The 24367-nt window shown below is 46.5% G+C and carries 22 protein-coding genes; 16 read left to right on the forward strand and 6 right to left on the reverse strand.

Translation table 11 applies throughout. The features are described from left to right. Nucleotides 1–123: 123 nt before the first annotated feature. Nucleotides 124–348 (reverse strand): hypothetical protein, encoded by a 225-nt coding sequence (locus NNC77_RS01760; RefSeq protein WP_254969768.1) that lies wholly within the window; start codon nucleotides 346–348, stop codon nucleotides 124–126. A gap of 175 nt (nucleotides 349–523) precedes the next feature. Between NNC77_RS01760 and NNC77_RS01765 the strand changes: the two genes are divergently transcribed. Then, nucleotides 524–2101: a DUF4301 family protein gene (locus NNC77_RS01765; RefSeq protein WP_254969767.1), complete on the forward strand. Its 1578-nt coding sequence runs from the start codon at nucleotides 524–526 to the stop codon at nucleotides 2099–2101. A gap of 673 nt (nucleotides 2102–2774) precedes the next feature. Here the strand turns inward: NNC77_RS01765 and NNC77_RS01770 are convergent. Beyond that, nucleotides 2775–3806, reverse strand: a complete 1032-nt coding sequence (locus tag NNC77_RS01770; RefSeq protein WP_118201045.1) for an asparaginase — start codon at nucleotides 3804–3806, stop codon at nucleotides 2775–2777. A 285-nt stretch (nucleotides 3807–4091) separates the two neighbouring features. On the opposite strand from NNC77_RS01770, the gene thrS reads away from it, so the two are divergent. The 4 genes from thrS (at nucleotide 4092) to rplT (ending at nucleotide 7535) form a co-directional block, all read left to right on the forward strand. Continuing rightward, nucleotides 4092–6044: a threonine--tRNA ligase gene (gene thrS, locus NNC77_RS01775; protein WP_254969766.1), complete on the forward strand. Its 1953-nt coding sequence runs from the start codon at nucleotides 4092–4094 to the stop codon at nucleotides 6042–6044. Between the two features lie 144 nt (nucleotides 6045–6188). Beyond that, on the forward strand, nucleotides 6189–6875 hold the full coding sequence (gene infC / locus NNC77_RS01780) for a translation initiation factor IF-3 (RefSeq protein ID WP_119237830.1): 687 nt from the start codon (nucleotides 6189–6191) through the stop codon (nucleotides 6873–6875). Between the two features lie 78 nt (nucleotides 6876–6953). Further along, on the forward strand, nucleotides 6954–7151 hold the full coding sequence (rpmI, locus tag NNC77_RS01785; RefSeq protein WP_006846865.1) for a 50S ribosomal protein L35: 198 nt from the start codon (nucleotides 6954–6956) through the stop codon (nucleotides 7149–7151). 39 nt (nucleotides 7152–7190) lie between these two features. Beyond that, nucleotides 7191–7535, forward strand: a complete 345-nt coding sequence (gene rplT / locus NNC77_RS01790; RefSeq protein ID WP_006846863.1) for a 50S ribosomal protein L20 — start codon at nucleotides 7191–7193, stop codon at nucleotides 7533–7535. 240 nt (nucleotides 7536–7775) lie between these two features. Here rplT and NNC77_RS01795 read toward each other — a convergent pair whose 3' ends face one another. The 4 genes from NNC77_RS01795 to rpsA all read right to left on the reverse strand — a co-directional run bounded on the left by NNC77_RS01795 (nucleotide 7776) and on the right by rpsA (nucleotide 13590). Beyond that, the gene (locus tag NNC77_RS01795) at nucleotides 7776–9350 is read right to left on the reverse strand and encodes a calycin-like domain-containing protein (protein WP_254969765.1); all 1575 of its coding nucleotides are present in this window, start codon (nucleotides 9348–9350) and stop codon (nucleotides 7776–7778) included. An 83-nt stretch (nucleotides 9351–9433) separates the two neighbouring features. Then, nucleotides 9434–10198 carry a porin family protein gene (locus NNC77_RS01800; RefSeq protein WP_254969764.1) on the reverse strand — a complete coding sequence of 255 codons (765 nt, stop codon included), beginning with the start codon at nucleotides 10196–10198 and terminating at the stop codon, nucleotides 9434–9436. Between the two features lie 81 nt (nucleotides 10199–10279). Then, on the reverse strand, nucleotides 10280–11440 hold the full coding sequence (locus tag NNC77_RS01805) for a PCMD domain-containing protein (protein ID WP_181975238.1): 1161 nt from the start codon (nucleotides 11438–11440) through the stop codon (nucleotides 10280–10282). A 365-nt stretch (nucleotides 11441–11805) separates the two neighbouring features. Beyond that, nucleotides 11806–13590 carry a 30S ribosomal protein S1 gene (gene rpsA, locus NNC77_RS01810; protein ID WP_254969763.1) on the reverse strand — a complete coding sequence of 595 codons (1785 nt, stop codon included), beginning with the start codon at nucleotides 13588–13590 and terminating at the stop codon, nucleotides 11806–11808. Between the two features lie 450 nt (nucleotides 13591–14040). Between rpsA and NNC77_RS01815 the strand changes: the two genes are divergently transcribed. The 11 genes from NNC77_RS01815 to NNC77_RS01865 all read left to right on the forward strand — a co-directional run bounded on the left by NNC77_RS01815 (nucleotide 14041) and on the right by NNC77_RS01865 (nucleotide 24322). Then, complete coding sequence (locus tag NNC77_RS01815) at nucleotides 14041–15489, forward strand: SLC13 family permease (protein WP_254969762.1); 1449 nt, start codon at nucleotides 14041–14043, stop codon at nucleotides 15487–15489. Nucleotides 15490–15627: 138 nt separating this feature from the next. Continuing rightward, on the forward strand, nucleotides 15628–16605 hold the full coding sequence (gene pfkA, locus NNC77_RS01820) for a 6-phosphofructokinase (protein ID WP_117692823.1): 978 nt from the start codon (nucleotides 15628–15630) through the stop codon (nucleotides 16603–16605). Nucleotides 16606–16813: 208 nt separating this feature from the next. Continuing rightward, on the forward strand, nucleotides 16814–18340 hold the full coding sequence (gene atpD / locus NNC77_RS01825) for a F0F1 ATP synthase subunit beta (protein ID WP_006846855.1): 1527 nt from the start codon (nucleotides 16814–16816) through the stop codon (nucleotides 18338–18340). An 18-nt stretch (nucleotides 18341–18358) separates the two neighbouring features. Beyond that, complete coding sequence (atpC, locus tag NNC77_RS01830) at nucleotides 18359–18598, forward strand: ATP synthase F1 subunit epsilon (RefSeq protein ID WP_022121941.1); 240 nt, start codon at nucleotides 18359–18361, stop codon at nucleotides 18596–18598. A gap of 36 nt (nucleotides 18599–18634) precedes the next feature. Further along, a complete protein-coding gene (locus NNC77_RS01835; protein WP_153117990.1) occupies nucleotides 18635–19078 on the forward strand; it encodes a hypothetical protein in 444 nt (147 codons plus the stop codon). Between the two features lie 48 nt (nucleotides 19079–19126). Then, entirely contained in the window at nucleotides 19127–20236 is a 1110-nt protein-coding gene (locus tag NNC77_RS01840) for a F0F1 ATP synthase subunit A (protein ID WP_153093379.1), read from the forward strand. A gap of 73 nt (nucleotides 20237–20309) precedes the next feature. Continuing rightward, nucleotides 20310–20549 carry an ATP synthase F0 subunit C gene (gene atpE, locus NNC77_RS01845; RefSeq protein WP_006846851.1) on the forward strand — a complete coding sequence of 80 codons (240 nt, stop codon included), beginning with the start codon at nucleotides 20310–20312 and terminating at the stop codon, nucleotides 20547–20549. Between the two features lie 137 nt (nucleotides 20550–20686). Continuing rightward, nucleotides 20687–21187, forward strand: a complete 501-nt coding sequence (gene atpF / locus NNC77_RS01850) for a F0F1 ATP synthase subunit B (RefSeq protein WP_006846850.1) — start codon at nucleotides 20687–20689, stop codon at nucleotides 21185–21187. Nucleotides 21188–21195: 8 nt separating this feature from the next. Further along, nucleotides 21196–21732 carry a F0F1 ATP synthase subunit delta gene (locus NNC77_RS01855; protein WP_022121944.1) on the forward strand — a complete coding sequence of 179 codons (537 nt, stop codon included), beginning with the start codon at nucleotides 21196–21198 and terminating at the stop codon, nucleotides 21730–21732. 22 nt (nucleotides 21733–21754) lie between these two features. Further along, nucleotides 21755–23341 (forward strand): F0F1 ATP synthase subunit alpha, encoded by a 1587-nt coding sequence (gene atpA, locus NNC77_RS01860; protein WP_118079073.1) that lies wholly within the window; start codon nucleotides 21755–21757, stop codon nucleotides 23339–23341. A gap of 6 nt (nucleotides 23342–23347) precedes the next feature. After that, nucleotides 23348–24322, forward strand: a complete 975-nt coding sequence (locus NNC77_RS01865) for a F0F1 ATP synthase subunit gamma (RefSeq protein ID WP_254969760.1) — start codon at nucleotides 23348–23350, stop codon at nucleotides 24320–24322. Nucleotides 24323–24367 lie beyond the last annotated feature (45 nt).

The raw sequence follows: 24367 nt of genomic DNA on the forward strand, positions 1-24367 counted from the left end.
GAGTTGTTATAACTCGTCTATCCACTTTCTGCCAGATTTGGTGTAGCTCCAAATGGCTAAGCTCATACCAATAACAGCTCCTATACACATTACTAAAGCAAATCCTTCCATAATATAATGTTTTTAATCGTTATACTTCATTACATTGTTCGCAAATAATGCAAAGCTTATAGCGCTCAATGAGCCTGCAATGATGCAGACGTAATTAAATACCCCCATCTCGCCTCCGGTAATCATTGGAGATAATCCGCCTATACCGGTTCCGCTGATGAACAAGTTAGATACCCCATAGAGGTAATGTGATAGCCCCGACCTTCTGTCGTGCTCTTTTGCTAATTTACTAACCATGTTGCAATATTCTATTTTAAATTTGACAAACAATGGCGATTCGGCGTTAAAAAACGCCTACTTCGTTAAATTTTCAATGCAAAGGTACAAAAAAAAGCGGAAATATTTCTGATTATCAGAAAAAACTATTATCTTTGTAGCACATATAGTGTAAATTTAACATAAATATGGTATTATGAATCAGCAAGATCTAAACCAAATCTCTGCGCGCGGTATCTCCGAGCAGCAGATTGAACACCAGTTGGAACAAATCAAGAATGGTTTCCCATTCCTCAAACTCGAGGGTGCGGCTGCCATCGGTAAGGGTATCATGGCTCCTACAGCTCAGGAAGTAGAGGACTACGAGAAGGCGTGGAACGACTACAAGGCTGAGGGGCACAAGATTGTGAAGTTCGTACCTGCTTCAGGTGCGGCAAGCCGCATGTTCAAGAACATGTTTGCATTCCTCGATGCTCCATACGATGTTCCTACTACTGACTTCGAAAAACAATTCTTCGAGAATATCAAGAAGTTTGCTTTCCGCAAGGCACTCTGCGATAAGTGCCATGTAAACAACGAGAAGGGTATCATGTGCCTTATCAAGAAGGGTGATTACAAGGCTGTTGTGGCTAATCTCCTCAAGCTAGAGGGATTGAACTACGGTCAGTTGCCTAAGGGATTACTCCAGTTCCACGAGTATGAGGACGAGGTTCGCACTCCAATGGAGGAGCACCTGGTTGAGGCTGCACTCTATGCTAGCAGCAACGGCGAGGCAAACGTTCATTTCACCGTTTCTCACGACCACCTGAAACTCTTCAAGCAGATGGTAGCCGAGAAGGTAGATAAGTATGCACAGCGCTACGGCATCAAGTACAACATCTCGTTCTCAGAGCAGAAGCCTAGCACCGATACCATCGCTGCCAATCCAGACAATACTCCTTTCCGTAACGAGGATGGCTCTTTGCTGTTCCGTCCGGGCGGTCATGGCGCACTCATCGAGAACCTCAACGAGATTGATGCTGATGTGGTATTCATCAAGAATATTGACAATGTGGTTCCTGATCGCTTGAAGGCTGAGACTGTTACCTGGAAGCAGGTGATTGCAGGTGTATTGGTTACTCTGCAGAAGCAGGCTTTCGGTTATCTGAAGGTTTTGGATTCTGGTCAGTACAACCATGAGAAGCTGGAGGAGATTATCCGCTTCGTTCAGCGCGACCTCTGCTGCCGCAAGGCTGATATCAAGGAGCTGGAGGATGCCGAACTGGTTATCTATCTGCGTAAGAAGTTGAACCGTCCTATGCGTGTCTGCGGTGTTGTTAAGAACGTAGGCGAGCCTGGTGGTGGTCCATTCCTTACTTATAACCAGGATGGCACTGTAAGTCTTCAGATTCTGGAGAGCTCTCAGATTGACAAGAATAACGAGGAGTATATGAAGATGTTTACCGAGGGTACTCACTTCAATCCGGTTGACCTCGTTTGTGCTACCAAGGATTATCAGGGCAATGCCTTCGATCTTCCTAAGTTTGTTGACCCATCTACCGGTTTCATCTCCAGCAAGAGTAAGAATGGTAAGGATTTGAAGGCACTCGAGTTGCCAGGTCTCTGGAATGGTGCGATGAGTGACTGGAATACAGTATTCGTAGAGGTTCCTCTCGGTACATTCAACCCAGTGAAGACCGTGAACGATCTGCTCCGCGACCAGCATCAGGCTGTAGAGGGTGGCATCAAGCACGAGCATCATCACGGAGAGGGCGGTTGCTGTGGTAAGCACTAATTTCCGATTCCGTATATCTCGATGGTAAGATATAAACACAATAAAGGCTCAGTTCCCGATTTTATTCGAGGATTGAGCCTTTATCATTGAGCTATTAATGTGTCTGCTAAAAATTATAAGATGTTCTGAATCAAATAAAATAGCCTTTTGCTTCTGTTCTGCTAAAGGAAAACTATCTGATACAAAGGATAGGAATCCTTAGCAGGAAGTTCTTAGTTGTACCAAATTTCTCCGCCTAATACTGTTGGATACTCTTCAGCTGTTGTTCTTTCTACAGGAGCCGCAATTTCTACGAACTCACCATACTCCTTTACCTTGTTAATGTTCATAATTTGTAGGTTTTGTTGATTTATTAATTTATATTACGGATTGGTATCTAATAAGGATACTGATCTTTTACTTTTTTTTCTACGCTGCAAAGTTACACAAAAAATGATATGCAACAAGTTTTTTGGCTAAAAATCTGTCGATATTTAACCTTCTTTAAAAGTTTCCTGCATATTTCCTGCAATACTATTCAGTTTTAGTAGAATATTTTTGTTTGTTTTCGCTAAATACCTCATAATGAGCGAGTAAATGACAGACTATCAATCTGTAGCTTAATCGTGTACACTATCGCAAGTTTGTCATTTACTTTATTGCTTCATTATATGGATGAAGATTTCACCTTATACTATATAGAGATTTCGCCCGCCAGAGATTCTGTCAGTTTTTCTCTTACCTTTTTGTTATCTGCATATCTTCCCTGCAGATACATCATCTTGGTGACCATAGCCTCTACCGTAGAATCGTATCCGCTTATCACATGAGCAGCTTTCAACTGGAAGCCGGCTCCGTAGCGTTCCATCTCTACACTGCCCGTAAGACATTGGCTGATGTTCACGATGTTTACTCCGCGATGGGCAGCCTGATCCAGAAGACGCATGATCCATGGCGTGTGAGGAGCATTGCCTGAACCGAAAGTACGCATCACGATGCCGCGGAGGTCTGGTGATTCCATCACGTGGCGCACAATGTTATCCTGGATACCCGGGAAGAGACTGAACACGATGACGTTCGGATCGAGCTTCAGATGTGGAACCATTGGCTTTCTGTAATCCGGCGTAAGAATGTGATGGTCGTGATATTGGAAATTGATTCCTACATCGCAGAGGTGAGGGTAGTTGAATGATTCGAAAGCATGAAATCCCTCGGCATTGATCTTGATGGCACGGTTACCGCGAATCAGCTTGCCGTTGAAAAAGATGCATACCTCGGGCACCATAGGGCGTCCTTCTGCATTCTTGGCAGAAGCAATCTCGATGGCTGTCATCAGATTCTCCTTGCCGTCGGTTCGCAATTCACCGATAGGCAGCTGGCTACCCGTCAATATTACAGGCTTGGTCAGATTCTCAAGCATGAAGGACAAGGCAGACGAAGTGTAAGCCATTGTATCAGTGCCATGAAGGATTACGAATCCGTCATAGTTGTTGTAGTTGTTGGATATCATGCTTACGATTTCTGCCCAGCGCATAGGATCCATGTCGCTGGAATCGATAGGTGGGTCGAATTTTCGCACATCGATTTCTGCCTGAATGAGCTTGAATTCGGGCATGGAAGAAACGAGGTGATTGAAATCAAGAGGTTCCAGTACACCTGTCATCGGGTCCTTTCCCATACCGATGGTACCACCGGTATAGATGATGAGAATCTTTGGTTTTGCCATTTTCTATGTTTCTTTACATTTTGTCACGTTATCGGATGCAAAGATAATGAAAATATTTGTTTCTCCAAAACTTATTGGCTAAAAATGTATCTGAATTTTACAAAGTGTTACGAAATGTTGGTAGAAAAGCAGATGAAAACATCAATATCTCAGCATTTTCGGTCTTAAAAGCCCTTAATATAAAGAGGTATTAGCAAAGTTTAGCAAAATAAATGCATTTTTATTCGCTTGTTACAAAAAGAAATCGTACTTTTGCAGGCGATTTAATAAAAATACTAAGTTGTTATGGTAAAAATCACATTCCCAGACGGATCTGTTCGTGAGTATGAACAGGGCGTAACTGGCTTACAAATCGCCGAGAGCATCTCACCGGCTCTCGCTCGCAACGTTGTATCTTGCGGTGTTAATGGTGAGACAGTAGAGTTGAACCGTCCTATCAATGAGGATGCAAATGTAGAACTCTACAAGTTTGAGGATGAGCAGGGTAAGCACACATTTTGGCATACATCTGCCCACTTGTTGGCTGAGGCTCTTCAGGAGCTTTACCCAGGCATCCAGTTCGGTTTCGGTCCAGCCGTAGAGAGTGGTTTCTTCTACGACGTGATGCCAGCCGAGGGTCAGGTGATCTCAGAGAATGATTTCGCCAAGATTGAGGCTAAGATGATGGAACTTGCCAAGAAGAACGAACCTGTGGTTCGCAAGGAGGTGGCTAAGGCTGATGCTCTCGCTGAGTTCAAGGCTGACGGTCAGACTTACAAGTGCGAGCATATTGAGCAGGACTTGGAGGATGGTACCATCACCACATATACCCAGGGCAATTTCACCGATCTTTGCCGTGGTCCTCACTTGATGAACACTGGCCTTATCAAGGCTGTGAAGATTACAAGTGTGGCTGGTGCATTCTGGCGCGGTGATGCCAAGCGCGAGCAGATGACCCGTATCTACGGTATCAGCTTCCCTAAGAAGAAGATGCTCGACGAGTACCTGGTTATCCTCGAAGAGGCTAAGAAGCGTGACCACCGTAAGATCGGTAAGGAGATGGAACTCTTCATGTTCTCTGAGCGTGTAGGAAAGGGTCTTCCTATCTGGTTGCCAAAGGGTACACAGCTCCGCCTGCGTTTGCAGGAGTTGCTCCGTTCTCTCCTGAAGCCTTACAACTATCAGGAGGTTATCTGCCCAGGTATCGGTGGCAAGAGTCTCTATGTAACATCTGGTCACTATGCTCACTATGGCAAGGATGCATTCCAGCCTATCCAGACTCCTGAGGAGGATGAGGAGTATATGCTCAAGCCAATGAACTGTCCTCACCACTGCGAGGTCTACGCTCGTAAGCCTCGTTCTTACAAGGATCTTCCTTTGCGTATTGCAGAGTTCGGTACTGTATTCCGCTATGAGAAGAGCGGTGAGCTCCATGGTTTGACTCGTGTTCGTACATTTACTCAGGATGATGCTCACATCTTCGTCCGTTCAGATCAGGTGAAGTCTGAGTTCGAGAATGTAATTGACGTAATCCTGAAGGTATTCAAGATCTTCGGTTTCGAGAACTACGAGGCACAGATTTCTCTTCACGATCCTAAGGATACAGAGAAATATATCGGTTCTGATGATATTTGGGAAGAGAGCGAGAATGCTATCCGTGAGGCTTGCAAGGAGAAGGGCCTTGAAACACGCGAGGAGGTTGGCGAGGCTGCCTTCTATGGTCCTAAGCTCGACTTCATGGTAAAGGATGCCATCGGTCGTCGCTGGCAGTTGGGTACCATCCAGGTGGATTACAACTTGCCAGAGCGTTTCAAGTTGGAGTATACCGCTGAGGATAACTCTAAGAAGACTCCTGTGATGATTCACCGTGCACCGTTCGGTTCACTGGAGCGATTCACAGCCGTTCTCATCGAGCATACCGCCGGTCACTTCCCATTGTGGTTGACTCCAGACCAGGTTGCTATTCTCCCTATCTCAGAGAAGTTCAACGACTATGCTCAGAAGGTACGTCAGTATCTTGACAAGCAGGGCGTTCGTGCTTTGGTTGATGACCGTAACGAGAAGATTGGCCGCAAGATTCGCGACAACGAGTTGAAGCGTGTTCCTTATATGGTCATCGTAGGTGAGAAGGAGAGTGCCGAGGGCTTGGTATCTATGCGTAAGCAGGGTGGTGGCGAACAGGCTACCATGAGCATGGAAGAGTTCGCTCAGCGCATCAATGCCGAGGTTGCAGAGCAATTGAAGGCCGCTGAAGAGTAAAAATGAGATATAAATCCGCAGGTTTCTTTGGAAATCTGCGGATTTTTTTAAAATAACCCACTGAAAATTTGGTGGTTTCACAAAATAATCGTAACTTTGCAGCCGTTTAATCAAAAAGACAAAAAAGAATATATCGAATAGTTAATGAAAAATGACAAAATGAAAAATCAGTACCGCGTAAACGAACAGATTCGTGCACGCGACGTGAGAGTAGTGAGTGATGGTGGAGCAGAAGTGATGCCAGCACGTAAGGCGTTGGAGTTGGCACGTCAGCAAGAGCTTGACTTAGTCGAGATATCTCCTAATGCGCAACCACCAGTTTGCCGTATAGTTGACTATTCTAAATTCCTTTACCAGCAGAAGAAGCATGCAAAGGAAATGAAGCAGAAGCAGGTAAAGGTGGAGACCAAGGAAATCCGTTTCGGACCTCAGACAGATGAGCACGACTATCAGTTCAAGCTCAAGCACGCTAAGGAGTTCCTCAACGAGGGTAACAAGGTTCGTGCATACGTTTTCTTCCGTGGTCGCTCTATTCTCTTCAAGGAGCAGGGTGAGGTTCTTCTTCTCCGTTTCGCCAATGATTTGGAAGAGTACGGAAAGGTGGAGCAGATGCCAAAGCTTGAAGGTAAGAAGATGTTCCTCTACATGAGTCCTAAGAAGGCTGGTACTGCTAAGAAGAGCCAGCAGAAGATGGACCGTGAGAAGCGAGAGGCTGAAGCTAAGGCTGCTGCAGATGCAGAGCGCGCTGCTAATGCTGAGAAGAATGGCTTGCTCGCCAATGCTAAAGGCGGCGACGCCCTGAAGAAACTTGCAGAAGGAACAGAGGATTAAGAAAAAAAAGATGCGTAACGCCCTGGTATATGCGTTGCCATCGCTATAATAAATAACAATTTAAAATTAAAAGTAAAAATGCCAAAAGTAAAGACTAATTCCGGCGCAAAGAAGAGATTCCGTTTCACCGGTACAGGTAAGATTAAGCGTCATCACGCTTTTCACAGTCACATCTTGACTAAGAAGACAAAGAAGCAGAAGAGAAATCTCCTTGGTGAGACTCTCGTAGACCGTTCAAACTTGAAGCAGGTTCGCGACTTGCTCTGCCTCCGTTAATTATTAACTTTTTAGTCGAACTTTTAAAGAAAAAAAATTATGCCAAGATCAGTAAATCACGTTGCATCAAAAGCAAAAAGAACAAGAATCTTGAAGCTCACTAAGGGTTACTATGGAGCTCGCAAGAATGTATGGACAGTAGCTAAGAACACTTGGGAGAAGGGTCTTACCTACGCTTATCGCGATCGTCGTAACAAGAAGCGCACATTCCGCGCATTGTGGATTCAGCGTATCAACGCTGCTGCTCGCCTCGATGGTATGAGCTACAGCCAGTTGATGGGTGCTCTTCACAAGGCTGGTATCGAGATTAACCGTAAGGTTCTCGCTGACCTCGCTGTTAACAACCCTGAGGCTTTCAAGGCTATCGTTGCAAAGGTGAAGTAAATCCGACGCTAGGCTCTTTTCTTCCGTGATTTTTTCTCGTAAGAAAGTGTTTAGCCTCTAGATTAAAGAAAACTGAAGATTGCATTGGTTGGAAGTATTTCCGCTGATGCAATTTTTTTTTTGTACCTGAAAAACAGGATGATAGCACAAAAGCCCTGCTGAACCAGCTATGAATAAAAAAAATCCCCAGCCATCCATCAAAAGATAACCGGGGATTTTTGTGTGCTATATAAAAAACTATTACTTCTTAATCATCTTCTTAGTTTCACCGTTGGTGTACTTTACGATGTAAACCTGACCTGGCTGCATGTCTGTAACCTGCTGACCTGCCATGTTGTAGATAGCCTTCACGCCATTAGGCAAAGTGATGGTCTCCAGGTTCTTGATGCCAGTGGTATAGCCTTTTAAGGTGATGGTGCGGGTTACGCAGTTCTTCAAGTCGTTAGATGTAACGGTGAAGCTTACGTAGGTATCAAAACCATCGGCTGTAATCTTCTTGGTAACGTAGGCACCAGCACCGATAGCTTCCAACTGGAAATTGTTGATATCCAATTCCTTATCGTAATTCTTAATCTCCAACTCACCTGATTCATTAAACTTGCCAGTGATGTCTTCACCATCCATGGTAACCTTCTTCACGTCAGCATTATAAACCATCTCTACATCGTCCACATACAAAACGTCTGGGTTGGTCTCGCTCTTGCTGCCGCCGCTTGGCACAGCGCAGGTTGACATGGTTACGAGGGCTGCCTTAGGCATCTCATTCTTATTATCGTAGGTGAATGGGATAGTGATCTCCTGCCACTCGTCCTTGCTCTCGATAGAAGAGTTCTGGGCACGGGCGATGATGTTGGCTGCATACTTGTCATCCTCTGGGTCCTGAGCATACTCGCCATTGGTCAAGAGGGCGCTGATGGTAGCCTTAGGATTCTCGTTGCCGTCGCCAGCCTTGAACTTCACCCATACCTTCATGGAATCAGGTTTGTTGTTGAGCACTGCATAGAATGGATCGCCGTTGGCATCAACATCTGTTGAGCTGAAATCCAGGAATGAGCAGTTGTTCTTGCTTGATGCAGTCATGCTGCCAGCCTTCAAGCGGCCGGTGGTGATGGTACCGTTGGCAGAAGCCACAACCAATGTACCCAACTTCACTGGAGTAGAAACAATCTTTACACACTGCTTGTTGTCTTCTGCTGCGTTCTTGCGCACCTCAGAAGAAGCATAGGTATGTACAGCTGCTGAAACCCTGCTTGCCATGCTGCCCGTAGAGCTCATGAAAGAGTGCCATCCATTAGGCTCCTTGCTCTTGGCGCTGTCATAGGTTGCCTCGTGGAAATTCTCGAAACCGGCGTTTGGCAACTGACCCATTTCGTTGCAATTCTTGCCGAGCTTTACGCCAACAATCATGTTGCCAGCCAATGGAATATTGAGGTAGGCGTTGAAATTGTCGCCCTTCAGTTCTCCCTTCAGGAGGATGTTCACGTTGCCGAGACCTGGTCCCATCCAGTTTTTGCTCTCATCGTCACCTGCTGTAATCTGGATATCCTTTGCTGCATTGAGCATGATAACATTGCCGCATTTGGTTGCCTCTACGTCCTGGATTACGATATTGCCTACAGGCATTATACCGTTCATGTCGAAGTTGAGCAGGCTCATGGTGTATTTGTCGTCGTTCTGCTTATCCACGTTCACCTTGATGTCGCCCACAGGCATGTCCGTTCCCATCATGTTAACCACGAGAGGGCAGGTGTAGTCCTTTGCCATCATCGACATAGAGCAGAGTGCTGCTGCTACTAAAGTAAAAATTTTCTTCATAAGTTTTCCTTTCTTTTATTATGATATAATTGATTTTTCTCTCCTATACATTATTATATATAAGATATTCTGGAGCAGATTTCCTATTTCAGCTGATAGCTCAATCCGATGGTACCATAGATAGGATACATCGATTGCTCTATCACGTGGAAGTCTTTCTTGAATACCTCTGATAAGCCCCAGGTAAGGCCCACATAGGCTCCCCAGCGCTTCGAGAAATACCAGTCGGCACCCACATCGATGCCAAACTGCCAGTTGCGCATATCGCTTGAGAAGTCGTATTCGCCACGCTCTCCGTCCTCATGGCCCAGCTCAACCTTAGGTCCCGTAGGGTCGCCCTGGCGCAGATAACCGTCGTAGGCATTGCCCTCAAACTTATGTGCGGTGACATAAGAGAAGTAAGGACCCAGCTTCAGGCGAAGCTTCTCGGTGACGTCGTAAGTGGCTTGTACTGGGATAGTTGCAAGGCTTTGGTCAACCTTAGTTATCACGTTGCCCGTGAACATGCCCTCCAGCTGCTCACCACCTTTCACCATGGTCATGTGGTAGTTCTTCACTCCCGCATCAATCTTCATGCCCTTGCCCTCGAAGTGGAGACCGAACATCAGGCCCCACTTGTTATCCAGGGGATAGTGGGCATCGATGCCGAGCAGCAGGTTAGGGCGCAGCGAATAGCTGTGCAGGGTGCGGATGGTGGCAGGCATGCCGATAGGGGCAGTGCCACCCAGATTGTAGCCGATGCGCGCCTGGTAGGTGAAGTGGTGGAGCAGTTCTCCCAACTTCTCTCCCCGTGCCTGAAGGGCAAAGAGGGATAGGGCTGCGGCTGATATAATGAATGACTTTTTCATTGTCTTGTCTTCTTTTTTTTTGTAAATCTTCTCTATATCTTCTTGTTGAATCTTCTTTAAGAATCTTCCTGTTGAATCTTCTTATTCTTTTTCGCAGGTGATGCGGAATTTGTCAACCCACAGGGTGCTTCCGATTGCTCCCATGAACGAGGCGCCTTCTACGCTCGATGAACTGACGATGGCCATGCTGTAGCCCATGTTCTTCAGCTTCTGTGCATCCACCTCCTTCTTGTAGATGAAGTCGATGTCGAAGTGGGTCCACTCTGGTGTGTCGTCGATATCAGGCACGATGGCGAGTGCCACTACCTGTGGACTGGTCTGCACGTTGTCGCCATAGAGCACGACGCTGTTGCCCTCCTCGTCGTGGTTGTCGTAGAACACGGCATAGATGGTGCCGTAGTCTTTCTTGCCTTCCACCACCTTCTTCTGGCGGTTGGTGAACACATCGCCACGCTTGTATTTGTAGTAGCCGCTGAATCTGGTAGGCTTGAAACTTACCGGCACGCCAAACTGGGTAGCCTTCATGGCATCCTTCAGTGCCTGTGTGGCATCGAACTTACCGATAAAGAGGTTGCCGGCAGCAATAGGCATCTTGGCCATCGAACCGAAGCTTCCGGTGTCGCAGGTGGTGAGTTTCACGCAGGCGCCGTCGTAGCCTTCTTTCACGGGCACGGTAGGGTATTCATCCGGTTTTGCCGAACCCTTGCTCATGTTGAAGCCCGGGTTTCCGGTGGCCCAGTTGTTGGCGAGCGTACCATCATCGTTCTTGTCGCTCCATACATAATATCTGTGTATAGGCTTGTTTTCGTTGAGGAAGTAGTTTTCAAAATCGTACTTCATCTCTTCGTAGATGATGGGTGGGAAGGTGAATCTCACTTTATATTGGCGTTTCCAGCTGCCGTCTTCTGATGTTACGGTATAGATGACCGGACCGTTGGTGAAGTCCTGTTCTGAACCGTTGGCAGGTGATAGGGTAGCGCCAGGAGTGAGGTTGAACTTCGGAGCGAAGTGGCTGAGGTCGGTGCCACGTTTCACGAGGAAGCTGATTTCCTGATCTGTTGACATCACGTTCTTGAGCGTATCAGTGGCGTTGAGGAAACAGTTTTCCCACTGTCCGTTGGTAGCAACGAAAGCCTGCTCGATGTCGCATTCGGCATTGAGCGGTTCTTCCTTAAAGCAGGAGGAGAGGGTAGTGATACAACTCATTGATAGAGCGGCTACTATAAATCTAGACTGTTTCATATCTTGAACTTTTATTCCTTTTGTAATCTGGAGAATCGCTTCTCTTTCTTTTCAGATAATTCTTGAGAGAATGATTTCTCTAGCTTATATAAATTATTGCTTTATCGGTTGCAAAGATAAACAGAAAACTTGAAACTACCAAATGTTTTTGTGTTTTTCGACATGTTTTGCTAGAAAAATGCCATGAATTAGCGGTTTTAGAACATGAATTAATGGAGTAGAGTTACTGGAGTTGGTAGGTATCACTTGATAGTTTTTTTTTAAAAACACATAATAAAAAAGGGGACTGAAATCTCATTACTGAAATTTCAGTCCCCTGAATGTTTATTTAGCTAATGAATAGCAAATGCTTGATCTGTTTAAGATTAAGCCTTGCCCTCCATCTGAGCCTTCAACTTAGCGAGTGCATCGATATCACCGAGTGATGTGCTAGCAGCAACGTTGTTGATCATAGCTGTCTCGTTGTTGTTCTTGCGACCGCCGTTTGCACGCTTGTGAGTTGGCTTAGCAACTGGCTCGTTACCCTCCTCGAATGTACGAGAGTGAGAGAGGATGATGCGCTTTGTCTCCTTAACGAACTCGATAACCTTGAAGTCGAGAGTCTCGCCCTTCTTAGCCATTGTGCCGTCCTCCTTAGTGAGGTGCTTAGGAGTAGCGAAACCTTCACCACCCTCAGCGAGAGCTACAACAGCACCCTTGTCCATCAACTCAGTGATAGTACCCTGGTGAACAGAACCTGGAGTGTAGATTGCCTCATACTCATCCCATGGGTTCTTCTCCAACTGCTTGTGGCCGAGGCTCAAGCGACGGTTCTCCTTATCGATTTCGAGAACTACTACGTCGATAGAAGCGCCTACAGAAGTGAACTCAGATGGGTGCTTAACCTTCTTAGTCCAAGAGAGGTCAGAGATGTGGATCAAACCATCAACACCTTCCTCGAGCTCTACGAAGATACCGAAGTTAGTGAAGTTGCGAACCTTAGCTGTGTGCTTGCTGCCAACAGGATACTTAGTCTCGATAGCCTCCCATGGATCTTCCTTGAGCTGCTTGATACCAAGGCTCATCTTGCGCTCAGCGCGGTCGAGAGTCAGGATAACTGCCTCTACCTCGTCACCTACCTTCATGAAGTCCTGAGCAGAACGTAAGTGCTGGCTCCAAGACATCTCAGATACGTGGATCAAGCCCTCTACACCTGGAGCAATCTCAACGAATGCACCGTAGTCAGCCATAACCACTACCTTACCCTTAACGTGGTCACCTACCTTGAGGTTCTCATCGAGAGCATCCCATGGATGTGGAGTGAGCTGCTTCAAACCGAGAGCGATACGCTTCTTCTCCTCATCGAAGTCGAGGATAACAACGTTGATCTTCTGGTCGAGAGATACAACCTCGTGTGGATCGCTTACGCGACCCCAAGAGAGGTCTGTGATGTGGATCAAACCGTCAACACCGCCGAGGTCAACGAATACACCGTAAGTAGTGATGTTCTTAACGGTACCCTCGAGGATCTGACCCTTCTCGAGCTTGCCGATGATCTCCTTACGCTGCTGCTCGAGCTCCTGCTCGATGAGAGCCTTGTGAGATACAACGACATTGCGGAACTCCTGGTTGATCTTTACAACCTTGAACTCCATTGTCTTGCCTACGAATACGTCGTAGTCGCGTATAGGGTGAACGTCGATCTGGCTTCCTGGCAAGAAAGCTTCGATACCGAAAACGTCAACGATCATACCGCCCTTAGTGCGGCACTTGATGTAACCCTGGATAACTTCCTCGTTCTCGAGAGCTGCATTAACACGCTCCCAAGACTTGCTGAGGCGAGCCTTCTTGTGAGAGAGTACCAACTGGCCCTTTACGTCCTCCTGGTTCTCTACATAAACCTCAACCTTGTCGCCTACCTTGAGGTCTGGGTTGTAACGGAATTCAGAAGCAGGGATAATACCATCGCTCTTGTAACCGATGTTTACGATAACCTCTTTCTTGTCTACAGAGATTACTGTACCCTCTACAACCTGGTGTTCTGTTACCTTGTTAAGAGTTTCGTCATAGGCCTTCTCGAGGTCTGTTTTGCTGACGTTTGCGCTTGTGCCATTCTCAAACTCATCCCAATTGAAGTCGTCCAATGGCTTTACGTTCTTTAAATCTGACATAAAAAATAATTAAAAAATTAAAATTAATAAAGTTTGACTTTATGTGAATTGTATAAATCGTGCGCAAAATTACTCATTTTCTTTGAGTTACAGGCATTTACTCTTGATTTTCTTCTTTTTGTTAGTAATATTTAACTAAAATCACAGTTTTTGGTGGGTTCCTTTGGGGAAATACATAATATATATATACGCATAACCTTTTAAATATTCTGATAACTTCCTCCTCGATATTTCTTCCTGTGATGTTCTTCTCTGTAATCCGTGTTTTCATCTGATTCTATGATGAAAATGAAGAGGGAAGAAAAATTATGGCGAACGAAAAAACGGGCGAAATTTTCATTTGTATGAAAATGAGTTAAATTCATTAAAAAAAGACACCGAAATGTTGGCGATAACAAAATAATTGTTACCTTTGCGCTCAAAATGTAATGAATATAATAAAATAATGATATGACACTAGTCATCCTTGCCATACTGATACTGGCATATATTCTCATTGCAACCGAGAATATTACCAAGGTGAACCGTGCTGCCGTAGCCATCTTTGCTGGAACGGTAGGATGGGTTCTCTATATCTGTTTCGGTATGGACTTCGTGACCAGTGAACACTCTTCTGATTATTCACGCTATCTGAATCTCGGAATGTGGAACGAGATAGAATCCACCAGTACAACGGTGAAGTATTTTATTGCCCGTAACATCTTCCTTCCTTATGTGGGTAGAGCTGCAGAAATCGTACTCTTCCTGCTAGCCACTATGACGATAGTTGAAATTCTCAATAACAACGGATGCTTCGATTTCATACGCCAGTTGTTACGTACCCGAAGCGCCAAGAAAATGCTATGGATTCTCGCTGCCGTGACCTTTGTTATTTCGGCAAATCTCGATAATCTTACTACAACAGTGATGATGCTTACGATGATGCATGGAGTAATTCCAAACCGTCGTCAGCGTATGGTGTATGGAGGTGCCATTGTTCTTTCTGCCAACTGTGGCGGAGCTCTTACCGTTATCGGAAATCCGGAAGGACTGGTGATGTGGAATATGGGTGCTGTAACGGCTACTCATTATTTCCTGTCGCTTCTGCTGCCATGTCTTGCAGCCTGGCTTATTCCGTTGTTGATGATGCAGCGTATGCTGCCTGAAAGAGTAGAGACAGAATGGATTGCTATGCCATACCGCGGAGATGATACCCGTCTCAATGTATGGCAGCGCTTGCTGATGCTCTTTGTGGGCATCGGTGGATTGTGGTTTATCCCTACCTTCCATAATATTACGAAATTGAGTCCTTTCCTCGGTGCGCTCTGCGTATTGGGCGTACTTTGGATTGTGAACGAGATATTCAACCGTAAACTCATGAATATGGATGCGATGGCTGACCGTCGCACCCCTAGAGTGTTCCAATACGGAGTCGTCCAGATGATTCTCTTCGTGATGGGTATCATGCTTGCCATCGGAGTGGTGAAGGAGACCGGCGCTTTTGACGATTTTGCTACTCTTCTCAACTCTGTCGGTATGGATGATAAGCGTCCTGGCGTGCTGTTGCATGGCGTCTTGGCTGGTATCATCAGTACTGTACTTGACAACTTTGCTACAGCCATGAACTTTTTCTCCCTTCATGATCTGGCAAATGTGAATGATCCTTCATTCAGCATGCTTACTGATTATCAAACCAATGGTATCTACTGGCAGATGATTGCATATTGCGTAATGGCTGGTGGTAACGTTCTTGGTATCGGTACAATCAGCGGTCTTGCCCTGATGAAGATGGAACGTATGCACATGGGGTGGTATTTCCGCAATATTGGCTGGAAAGCTTTGATGGGTGGCGTCATCGGACTTGCTATCCTTTGGCTCTCTCATATCCTGGTGGCTGGTGCCGCAAACCTAATTATTTAAATCGATAAGCCCAAACAAAGCAAGGGGTATACCCTTGGATACCTACTGTATATGTAGGGGTAATGGATGAAAAACATCATCCTGAGAGGATAATAAACTAACATTAAAAAAATATATATAATATAATAAGGTATAGTTATGGCAAAGATTAAGACTATTGGAATTTTAACATCTGGAGGAGATGCTCCAGGTATGAATGCTGCTATCCGTGCGGTTACCCGTTCGGCTATCTACAACGGTTTCACTGTGAAAGGTATCTATCGTGGTTACGATGGTCTCATCAATGATGAAATTAAAACCTTTTCTACAGAGAATGTAAGCGGTATCATCGGCACAGGTGGTACGATGCTGAAGACAGCCCGTTCTAAGGAATTCATGACTGAAGAAGGTCGCCAGAAGGCATTTGAAACGATTCAGAAAGAGGAAATAGATGCACTTGTCGTGATTGGCGGTAACGGTTCGCTGACAGGTGCGATGAATTTCGCACGTGAGTTTGATGTATGCTGCATCGGATTGCCAGGAACAATTGATAATGACCTTTATGGTACAGACAATACAATCGGTTATGATACTACGATGAATACCATTGTAGAATGTGTAGACCGCATCCGTGATACTGCGCAGAGCCACGAGCGTATCTTCTTTATCGAGGTGATGGGCCGTGATGCCGGTTTCCTGGCGCAGAATTCAGCTATCGCCAGTGGAGCAGAGGCAGCTATCATTCCAGAGGATTCTACCGATGTAGACCAGTTGGCTCAATTCATGGAGCGTGGTATCCGTAAGTCTAAGAAGAGCTGTATCGTAATCGTGTCAGAGAGTCCTAAGTGCGGTGCTCTTTATTATGCCGACCGTGTGCGCAAGGAGTTCCCTGAGTTTGATGTACGTGTATCTATCCTGGGTCACTTGCAGCGTGGCGGCCGTCCATCAGCCCGTGACCGTATTCTTGCGAGCCGTACCGGTTGTGGTGCCATCGAGGCTATCATGCAGGGACAGCGCAATGTGATGATTGGTGTACGCAATAACGAGGTGGTATACGTTCCGCTTTCTGAAGCCATCCGCTCAGATAAGCCATTCGACCGTAAACTCATCAAGGTTTTGGACGAGTTGAGTATCTAATTTATAGAGATTGGAGTAAGAAGAAGGGAGTTTGGACTCCTGACTTCTTGCTTTTGCATAGGAAAATGGTTAAAAGGGAACTAAAAATGGTTTAATAAGGTATAAAAGCCGAATAAAACTTTTAATTAATTTGTGGTTTCCATAAATTGTTGTTACTTTTGCAGCCAAGAATAATATAAATATATATAACATTTAAACTAATAAGCTTATGTCACAAATTAACGGACGTATCTCTCAGATTATCGGTCCTGTTATCGACGTTTACTTCGATACAAAGGGCGAGAATCCAGAGAAGGTGCTTCCTAAAATTTATGAAGCTCTGAAGGTAAAACGTCCAGACGGTCGCGAGCTTGTCATCGAGGTGCAGCAGCACATCGGTGAGGATACAGTTCGCTGTGTCGCTATGGATAATACTGACGGTTTGCAGCGCGGCTTGGAGGTTATCCCTACAGGTAACCCAATCCAGATGCCAGCCGGAGAGCAGATCAAGGGCCGTATGATGAATGTCATCGGACAGCCTATTGATGGTATGAATGAATTGGACATGAAGGGTGCTTATCCTATCCACCGTGAGGCTCCGAAGTTTGACGAACTTTCTACTCACAAGGAGATGCTTGCTACCGGTATTAAGGTGATTGACCTGCTTGAGCCTTACATGAAGGGTGGTAAGATTGGTCTTTTCGGTGGTGCCGGTGTAGGTAAGACAGTGCTTATCATGGAGTTGATCAACAACATTGCCAAGGGACACAACGGTTACTCTGTATTTGCCGGAGTAGGTGAGCGTACCCGTGAGGGTAACGACTTGATTCGAGACATGCTCGAGTCTGGTGTTATCAAGTATGGCGAGAAGTTCCGTAAAGCGATGGAAGAAGGTAAGTGGGATCTCTCACTTGTCGATCCTGAGGAACTTGCCAAGAGTCAGGCTACCCTGGTATATGGTCAGATGAATGAGCCACCTGGGGCACGTGCTTCTGTAGCTCTCTCTGGTTTGACCGTAGCTGAGGAGTTCCGTGATCACGGAGGTAAGAATGGTGAGGCAGCAGATATCATGTTCTTCATCGATAACATCTTCCGTTTCACCCAGGCTGGTTCTGAGGTATCTGCGCTGTTGGGTCGTATGCCATCAGCCGTAGGTTATCAGCCAACGCTGGCTTCTGAGATGGGTGCCATGCAGGAGCGAATCACTTCTACCAAGAATGGTTCCATCACCTCTGTACAGGCCGTTTATGTGCCTGCCGATGACTTGACCGACCCTGCTCCAGCCACCACCTTTACTCACCTGGATGCTACCACTGAGCTTTCCCGTAAGATTGCATCTCTCGGTATCTATCCTGCCGTAGACCCGCTGGGTTCTACCTCTCGTATCCTCGACCCGCTGATTGTGGGCAAGGCGCACTACGATTGTGCACAGCGAGTAAAGCAGTTGTTGCAGCGTTATAACGAGTTGCAGGATATCATCGCCATCCTCGGTATGGATGAGCTCTCAGATGAGGATAAGTTGACCGTGAACCGTGCACGCCGTGTACAGCGTTTCCTGAGCCAGCCATTCACCGTAGCAGAGCAGTTTACCGGTTTGAAGGGTGTGATGGTTCCTATCGAAGAGACTATCAAGGGCTTCAATGCCATCCTCGATGGTGAGGTAGATGACCTGCCAGAGCAGGCATTCCTCAACGTAGGTACTATCGAGGATGCTAAGGAGAAGGCTAAGCAGTTGCTCGCTGCAGCACAGGCGTAATCTTTAAATCCACGGCTTATGTTACAGCTAAAGATAGTATCTCCTGAGAAAGTAGTCTTCCAGGGTGAGGTAGAGAGCGTACTGGTTCCGGGAACCCTCGGCTCGTTCGAGATTCTCAAGGATCACGCGCCTATCATCTCTTCGCTCGAAGTGGGCAAGGTGGAATACACTACCAAGGAAGGCAAGCAGGTAATGAACATCAAGGGCGGATTCGTGGAATGTAAGAAAAACGAAGTAAGCCTTTGCGTAGAAGTTTAGATAAGTGATTAATTTTTAGTGATTAATTATTAGATAATGGAAAAAGACGAAAAGTTGCGCTTGCAGACTATCAGACAGGCGAGTATCAGGTATAAGCAGATTTCTTTGTGGCTTACAGCAGCAGTGGCTCTTGCCGTGCTCTTTGCCTGCAGATTGTCTGCTCAATGCGATGATATGATACCCCAGGTAGTTAACCCGCTGGTAGTGAGTGCGATATTCTCACTCGTTGCAAGTACTGCTTATGGTGAAGCATGGAAGGCTGTTGCAAAGTCATCGCCAGCCAATCTCGCCAAGTTCTATCTGGCGGCACTGGTCTTGAAGCTGATGGCTGGTACATTGGTGTTCCTCATCTATGTGCTGGTATGCGACAAGCAGAATATTCTGGGCTTTACCGCAATCTTTGCCCTTTTCTATGTCGTACTTCTCGTGTTCGACTGCATCTACTTCGCTCGGGTAGAGAAAAAGAACCGTCTTTCATAAGCGGTTCTGAAACAAATAATTAATAAACAAAAGTAAGAATTAAAGAATATGAAACATCTCAAGCAATTCCTCTTGATGGCGATGCTGCTCTTCACGCTGGCACCTCTGCAGGTATCGGCTAAGGAGAACATCGATGTGAAAGAGATATTGTGGGGTCATATCAAGGATTCTTATGAATGGCATATCACCAAGGTGGGAGATCATCCCGTAGTGATTCATCTGCCAATCATCGTTAACACCACTTCGGGCTGGCATGTGTTCTGCAGCAGCGAATTCTCGGAAGAGAAGGATGCCAATGGAGACCGTCCAGGACCTTTCAACCTGGTGATCAAGAACGCTGATGCGCAGTCGAATCCCAACAAGATAGTAGAGAAGGTGGGAGGCCAGGAGGTTCGTCCGCTTGACATCTCCATCACGAAGACCGTTTGCGTGCTCTTCATCGATGCTATCATCCTGTTGCTCTGTGTCCTGATACCAGCCCGCTGGTGCAGGAAACACAAGGTGGATGACCCTGCACCAAAGGGATTTGTGGGACTGATGCACATGTTCATCATGTCGGTATATACCGATGTAATCAAGGCTACGCTCGGTAAGGAGGCGCCAAAGTACGCACCATGGTTGCTTACTTGCTTCTTCTTTATCTTCGTGGCGAACATCATGGGTATCGTACCATTCCCTCCAGGTGGTGGTAACCTGACGGGTAATATCGCCTGCACCGTATTCTTCGGTGTAACGACATTCCTGATCACTAACTTCACCGGTACCAAGGAATACTGGAAGGATATCTTCTGGCCGGAGGTACCAACCTGGTTGAAGGTGCCTGTGCCACTGATGCCATTCATCGAGCTCTTCGGAATCTTTACGAAACCGCTGGCTCTGATTATCCGACTCTTCGCCAACATGATGGCGGGTCACGCCATCGCACTTTCGTTTGCGGCTATCATTTTCATCATGTTCAACATCAGTGAGAATGCTATCGCCAACTATGTGGCAGGTACGGGTATGACAATAGTAAGTGTTGCGATGAGCGCCTTTATGATGCTCCTCGAAGTATTGGTAAGCTACATTCAGGCATTGGTATTCACCATGCTGAGTGCAGTATTCATCTCGCTGGCTCATGTAAAGTCTCATGAGGCTGAGCCAGAGGTAGTGAAGTAGTTTATAGATTACGGATCTAATTTCATTCAGATAATAAACAAAGAAAATATTAACAACTTAAATTATTAAGATTATGTTATCACTTTTATTAGCAGCAGAGATTGCAAAGTTGGGTGCCGCAGTAGGTGCAGGTTTGGCCGCTATTGGCGCAGGTATTGGTATCGGTCGCATTGGTGGCCAGGCTATGGACGCTATGGCTCGTCAGCCAGAGAAGATGGGCGACCTCCGTTCTTCTATGATTATCGCAGCTGCGTTGGTTGAGGGTGTTGCGTTCTTCGCTGTCATCATCGCCATCCTGGCAATCGTTATGTAATCATCTCATCTGTCACTATCATCTGCCCCGATAAAAGGAAGTCTCAGGCATCAGCCTGATGTCTTTCCGGGGCATGATAGAGATGATTCTAGAGTTAGTTAAAATAAAACGTTTAAGTAAAACTTTAACCAGTATATATGGATTTATTAATTCCTGATAGCGGTTTGCTCTTCTGGATGACGCTGGTCTTCATCATCGTCTTCATCATTCTTTGGAAGGCTGGATTCCCAGCCATCATTAAGATGGTGAACGAGCGCAAGGCTTTCATTGATGATAGTCTGAAGAAGGCTCACGAAGCCAACGAGAAGCTTGCCAATATCCAAAAAGAAGGTGAATCCATCTTGCAGGAAGCTCGCGAGAAGCAGGCTGCCCTCCTCAAGGAGGCTGCCGAGACCCGCGATGCCATTGTAGAGAAAGCACAGGATAAAGCACGCGAAGAAGGCGCACGTCTCCTCTCTGATGCCAAGAAGCAGATTGAGACCGAGAAGCAGAACGCCATTCGTGAAATCCGAGGCCAGGTAGCCGAACTCTCTGTTCAGATTGCAGAGAAGGTGCTCAAGGCTAAGCTCTCTGACGACAAGGCACAGATGGATATGATAAATCGACTGCTGGACGAGGTTTCTTCTGACAACAAATAGTAAAGCTTATGGATATAGGTGTAATATCGGTGCGTTATGCCCGTGCCCTCATCAAGGCTGCACTCGGCATGAAGCTCGAAGATCAGGTCTACCAGGAGATGCAGACGCTCTTTAAGAGCTACATCGACGTGCCTGAACTGAGATTTACGATAGACAACCCTATGCTTTCCAAAGACAAGAAAGAGGCACTTCTCATTACAGCCCTGGGCAAGGAGCCTACGGAACTGAGCAAGAAGTTTATCGCTCTCGTCTTGAAAGAGGATAGGGAGAGCACCCTGCAATTCATGGCTGCTTCGTATATCACTCTTTACAGGAAACAGAAGAACATCATCCGCGGTAAGCTGATCACCGCCACTGCCGTTGACGCCTCTACTGAGGATAAGATGCGCAAGATGGTGGAGCAGAGAACGAAAGGTACTGTGGAGTTCAAGACCGAGGTGAACCCTGAACTGATTGGCGGTTTCATCCTTGAGTATGATACTTACAGAATGGATGCGAGCGTAAAGACTAAGCTCAACAACATTCTGACACAGCTCAAAAAGTAAAAATAATTAAAGTAAATAAACAATGTCAGATAAAATTAAACCAAGTGAGGTGTCTGAGGTTCTTCAGCAGCAGCTCCAGGAGGTTAATGGCTCTCAGCAGTTTGACGAGGTGGGTACTGTGCTTACCGTCAGCGATGGCGTGGCTCGTATCTATGGTCTGCGCAATGCCGAGGCTAATGAGCTTCTTGAGTTTGAGAACGGAACCATGGCTATCGTCATGAACTTGGAGGAAGACAATGTAGGTTGTGTCCTCTTAGGTCCTACAGCTGGCATCAAGGAGGGACAGAGCGTGAAGCGTACACACCGTATCGCTTCTATCCGCGTAAACGACAACTTCCTCGGACGTGTCGTAAACCCTCTGGGTCAGGCTATTGATGGTCTGGGTGACATCGACCTCACCGATTCTTTCGAGATGCCTTTGGATCGTAAGGCACCTGGTGTAATCTATCGTCAGCCAGTAAAGGAACCTCTTCAGACTGGTTTGAAGGCGGTAGACTCTATGATTCCTATCGGTCGTGGACAGCGTGAGTTGATCATCGGTGACCGTCAGACCGGTAAGACTGCCATCGCAGTGGATACCATCATCAACCAGAAGAGTTTCTATGAGGCTGGCAAGCCAGTATATTGTATCTATGTAGCTATCGGTCAGAAAGCATCTACCGTTGCAGCATTGGTACAGAACCTCAAGGAGCATGGCGCCCTGCCATATACCATCATCGTAAGTGCTACCGCTGCCGATCCTGCAGCCATGCAGTATTACGCACCATTTGCCGGTGCAGCTATCGGTGAGTACTTCCGCGACCGTGGTTACTCAGCTCTCGTCGTATACGATGACTTGAGTAAGCAGGCTGTGGCTTACCGTGAGGTATCTCTGATCCTCCGCCGTCCATCCGGACGTGAGGCTTACCCTGGTGATGTGTTCTATCTCCACTCTCGTCTGTTGGAGCGTGCCGCTCGTATCAACGACCAGCAGGAGGTAGCCGAGCAGATGAACGACCTTCCAGAGTGCATGAAGGGTCACGTTAAGGGTGGTGGTTCTTTGACAGCCCTCCCTATCATCGAAACACAGGCAGGTGACGTATCAGCATACATCCCAACCAACGTGATTTCCATCACCGACGGTCAGATCTTCCTTGAGACCGACCTCTTCAACCAGGGCTTCCGTCCAGCTATCAACGTAGGTATCTCCGTATCTCGTGTAGGTGGTTCTGCCCAGATCAAGAGTATGAAGAAGGTAGCTGGTACACTGAAGATTGATATGGCTCAGTATCGTGAGCTGGAGGCCTTCTCTAAGTTCTCTAGCGATATGGATGCCGTAACAGCGATGACTCTGGACCGTGGCCGTAAGAACGACCAGTTGCTGGTTCAGCCTCAGTACCGCCCAATGCCGGTAGGCGAGCAGGTAGCTATTCTCTACTGTGGTGTTCACGGATTGATGCACGACGTGCCAATGGATAAGGTTCGCGACTGTCAGGATCTGTTCCTCGATGCAATGCGCAGCCAGCACGCTGATGTGATTGAGACTTTGGGCGATGGTAAACTCACCGACGATGCCATTAAGGCAGTCGAGGAGACCATGGCTAATGTTGCAGGACAATATAAAGCGTAATAGCCTATGCCGTCATTAAAAGAGATTAAAACTCGCATAGCCAGCGTTAACAGTACCCGTAAGATTACGAGTGCGATGAAGATGGTGGCTTCCAGTAAGTTGCATCATGCTCAGGTAGCTATCCAGAATATGCTGCCTTATGGAAATATGCTGGAACATATCCTCAAGAGTTTCCTGGTCAGTACTCCGAATGTCGACCATCCGTTGCAGTTGGAGCACAAGGAAACCAAGCGTGTAGCTCTTGTGGTATACAGTTCTAACAGCAGCTTGTGTGGTGGATTCAATTCCAACGTTATCAAGATGATGATGCATGCGGTGGACGAGTATAAGGCTCAAGGCATTGACGACATCACGGTATATCCTATCGGACGAAAAGTGGCAGAGAAGGCACAGAAACTGGGTTTGAAGATTGGCGGTAACTTTAATGATCTTGCCGATCATCCTCATGCCAGCGCCTGTGCAGATATCGCCCATTCACTTGCCAAGCAGTATGCTGCTGGTGAGCTCGATAAGGTAGAGATGATTTATCATCACTTTAAGAGTGCCGGTTCACAGATTCTGACCCGCAAGACTTTCTTGCCTATTGATCTCAGCACTGAGTCGATAGGAGTGGACAACGATCGTGACCTTACCTCTAATGTGGCTACGGCAAAGGCTCAGGAATATCTGCGCCAAAAGCAGGCTGAAGCTGACGGACGCCAGAGTCCTGAGGCAAAACCTCTGAATGATGACTTCATTGTAGAGCCAGACTTGGAGACTGTTTTGGGAGTCTTGATTCCTAAGCAGCTTCGTCTGATGATTTATACAGCGTTGCTGGATAGCCAGGCGAGTGAGCATGCTGCCAGAATGGTGGCCATGCAGACCGCTACGGATAATGCCGATGAACTCTTGCGCGAACTCAACTTGCAGTACAACAAGAGTCGTCAACAGGCCATTACCAATGAATTGCTTGATATTGTGGGTGGTAGCGTAAACAACTAAGTTGCGCATCTCTTCAATCTATAAAATTAAATCGGGATGTTTGCA

Origin of the sequence: Segatella copri, from assembly GCF_024330485.1 — a bacterium.
Lineage (GTDB): Bacteria > Bacteroidota > Bacteroidia > Bacteroidales > Bacteroidaceae > Prevotella > Prevotella copri_L.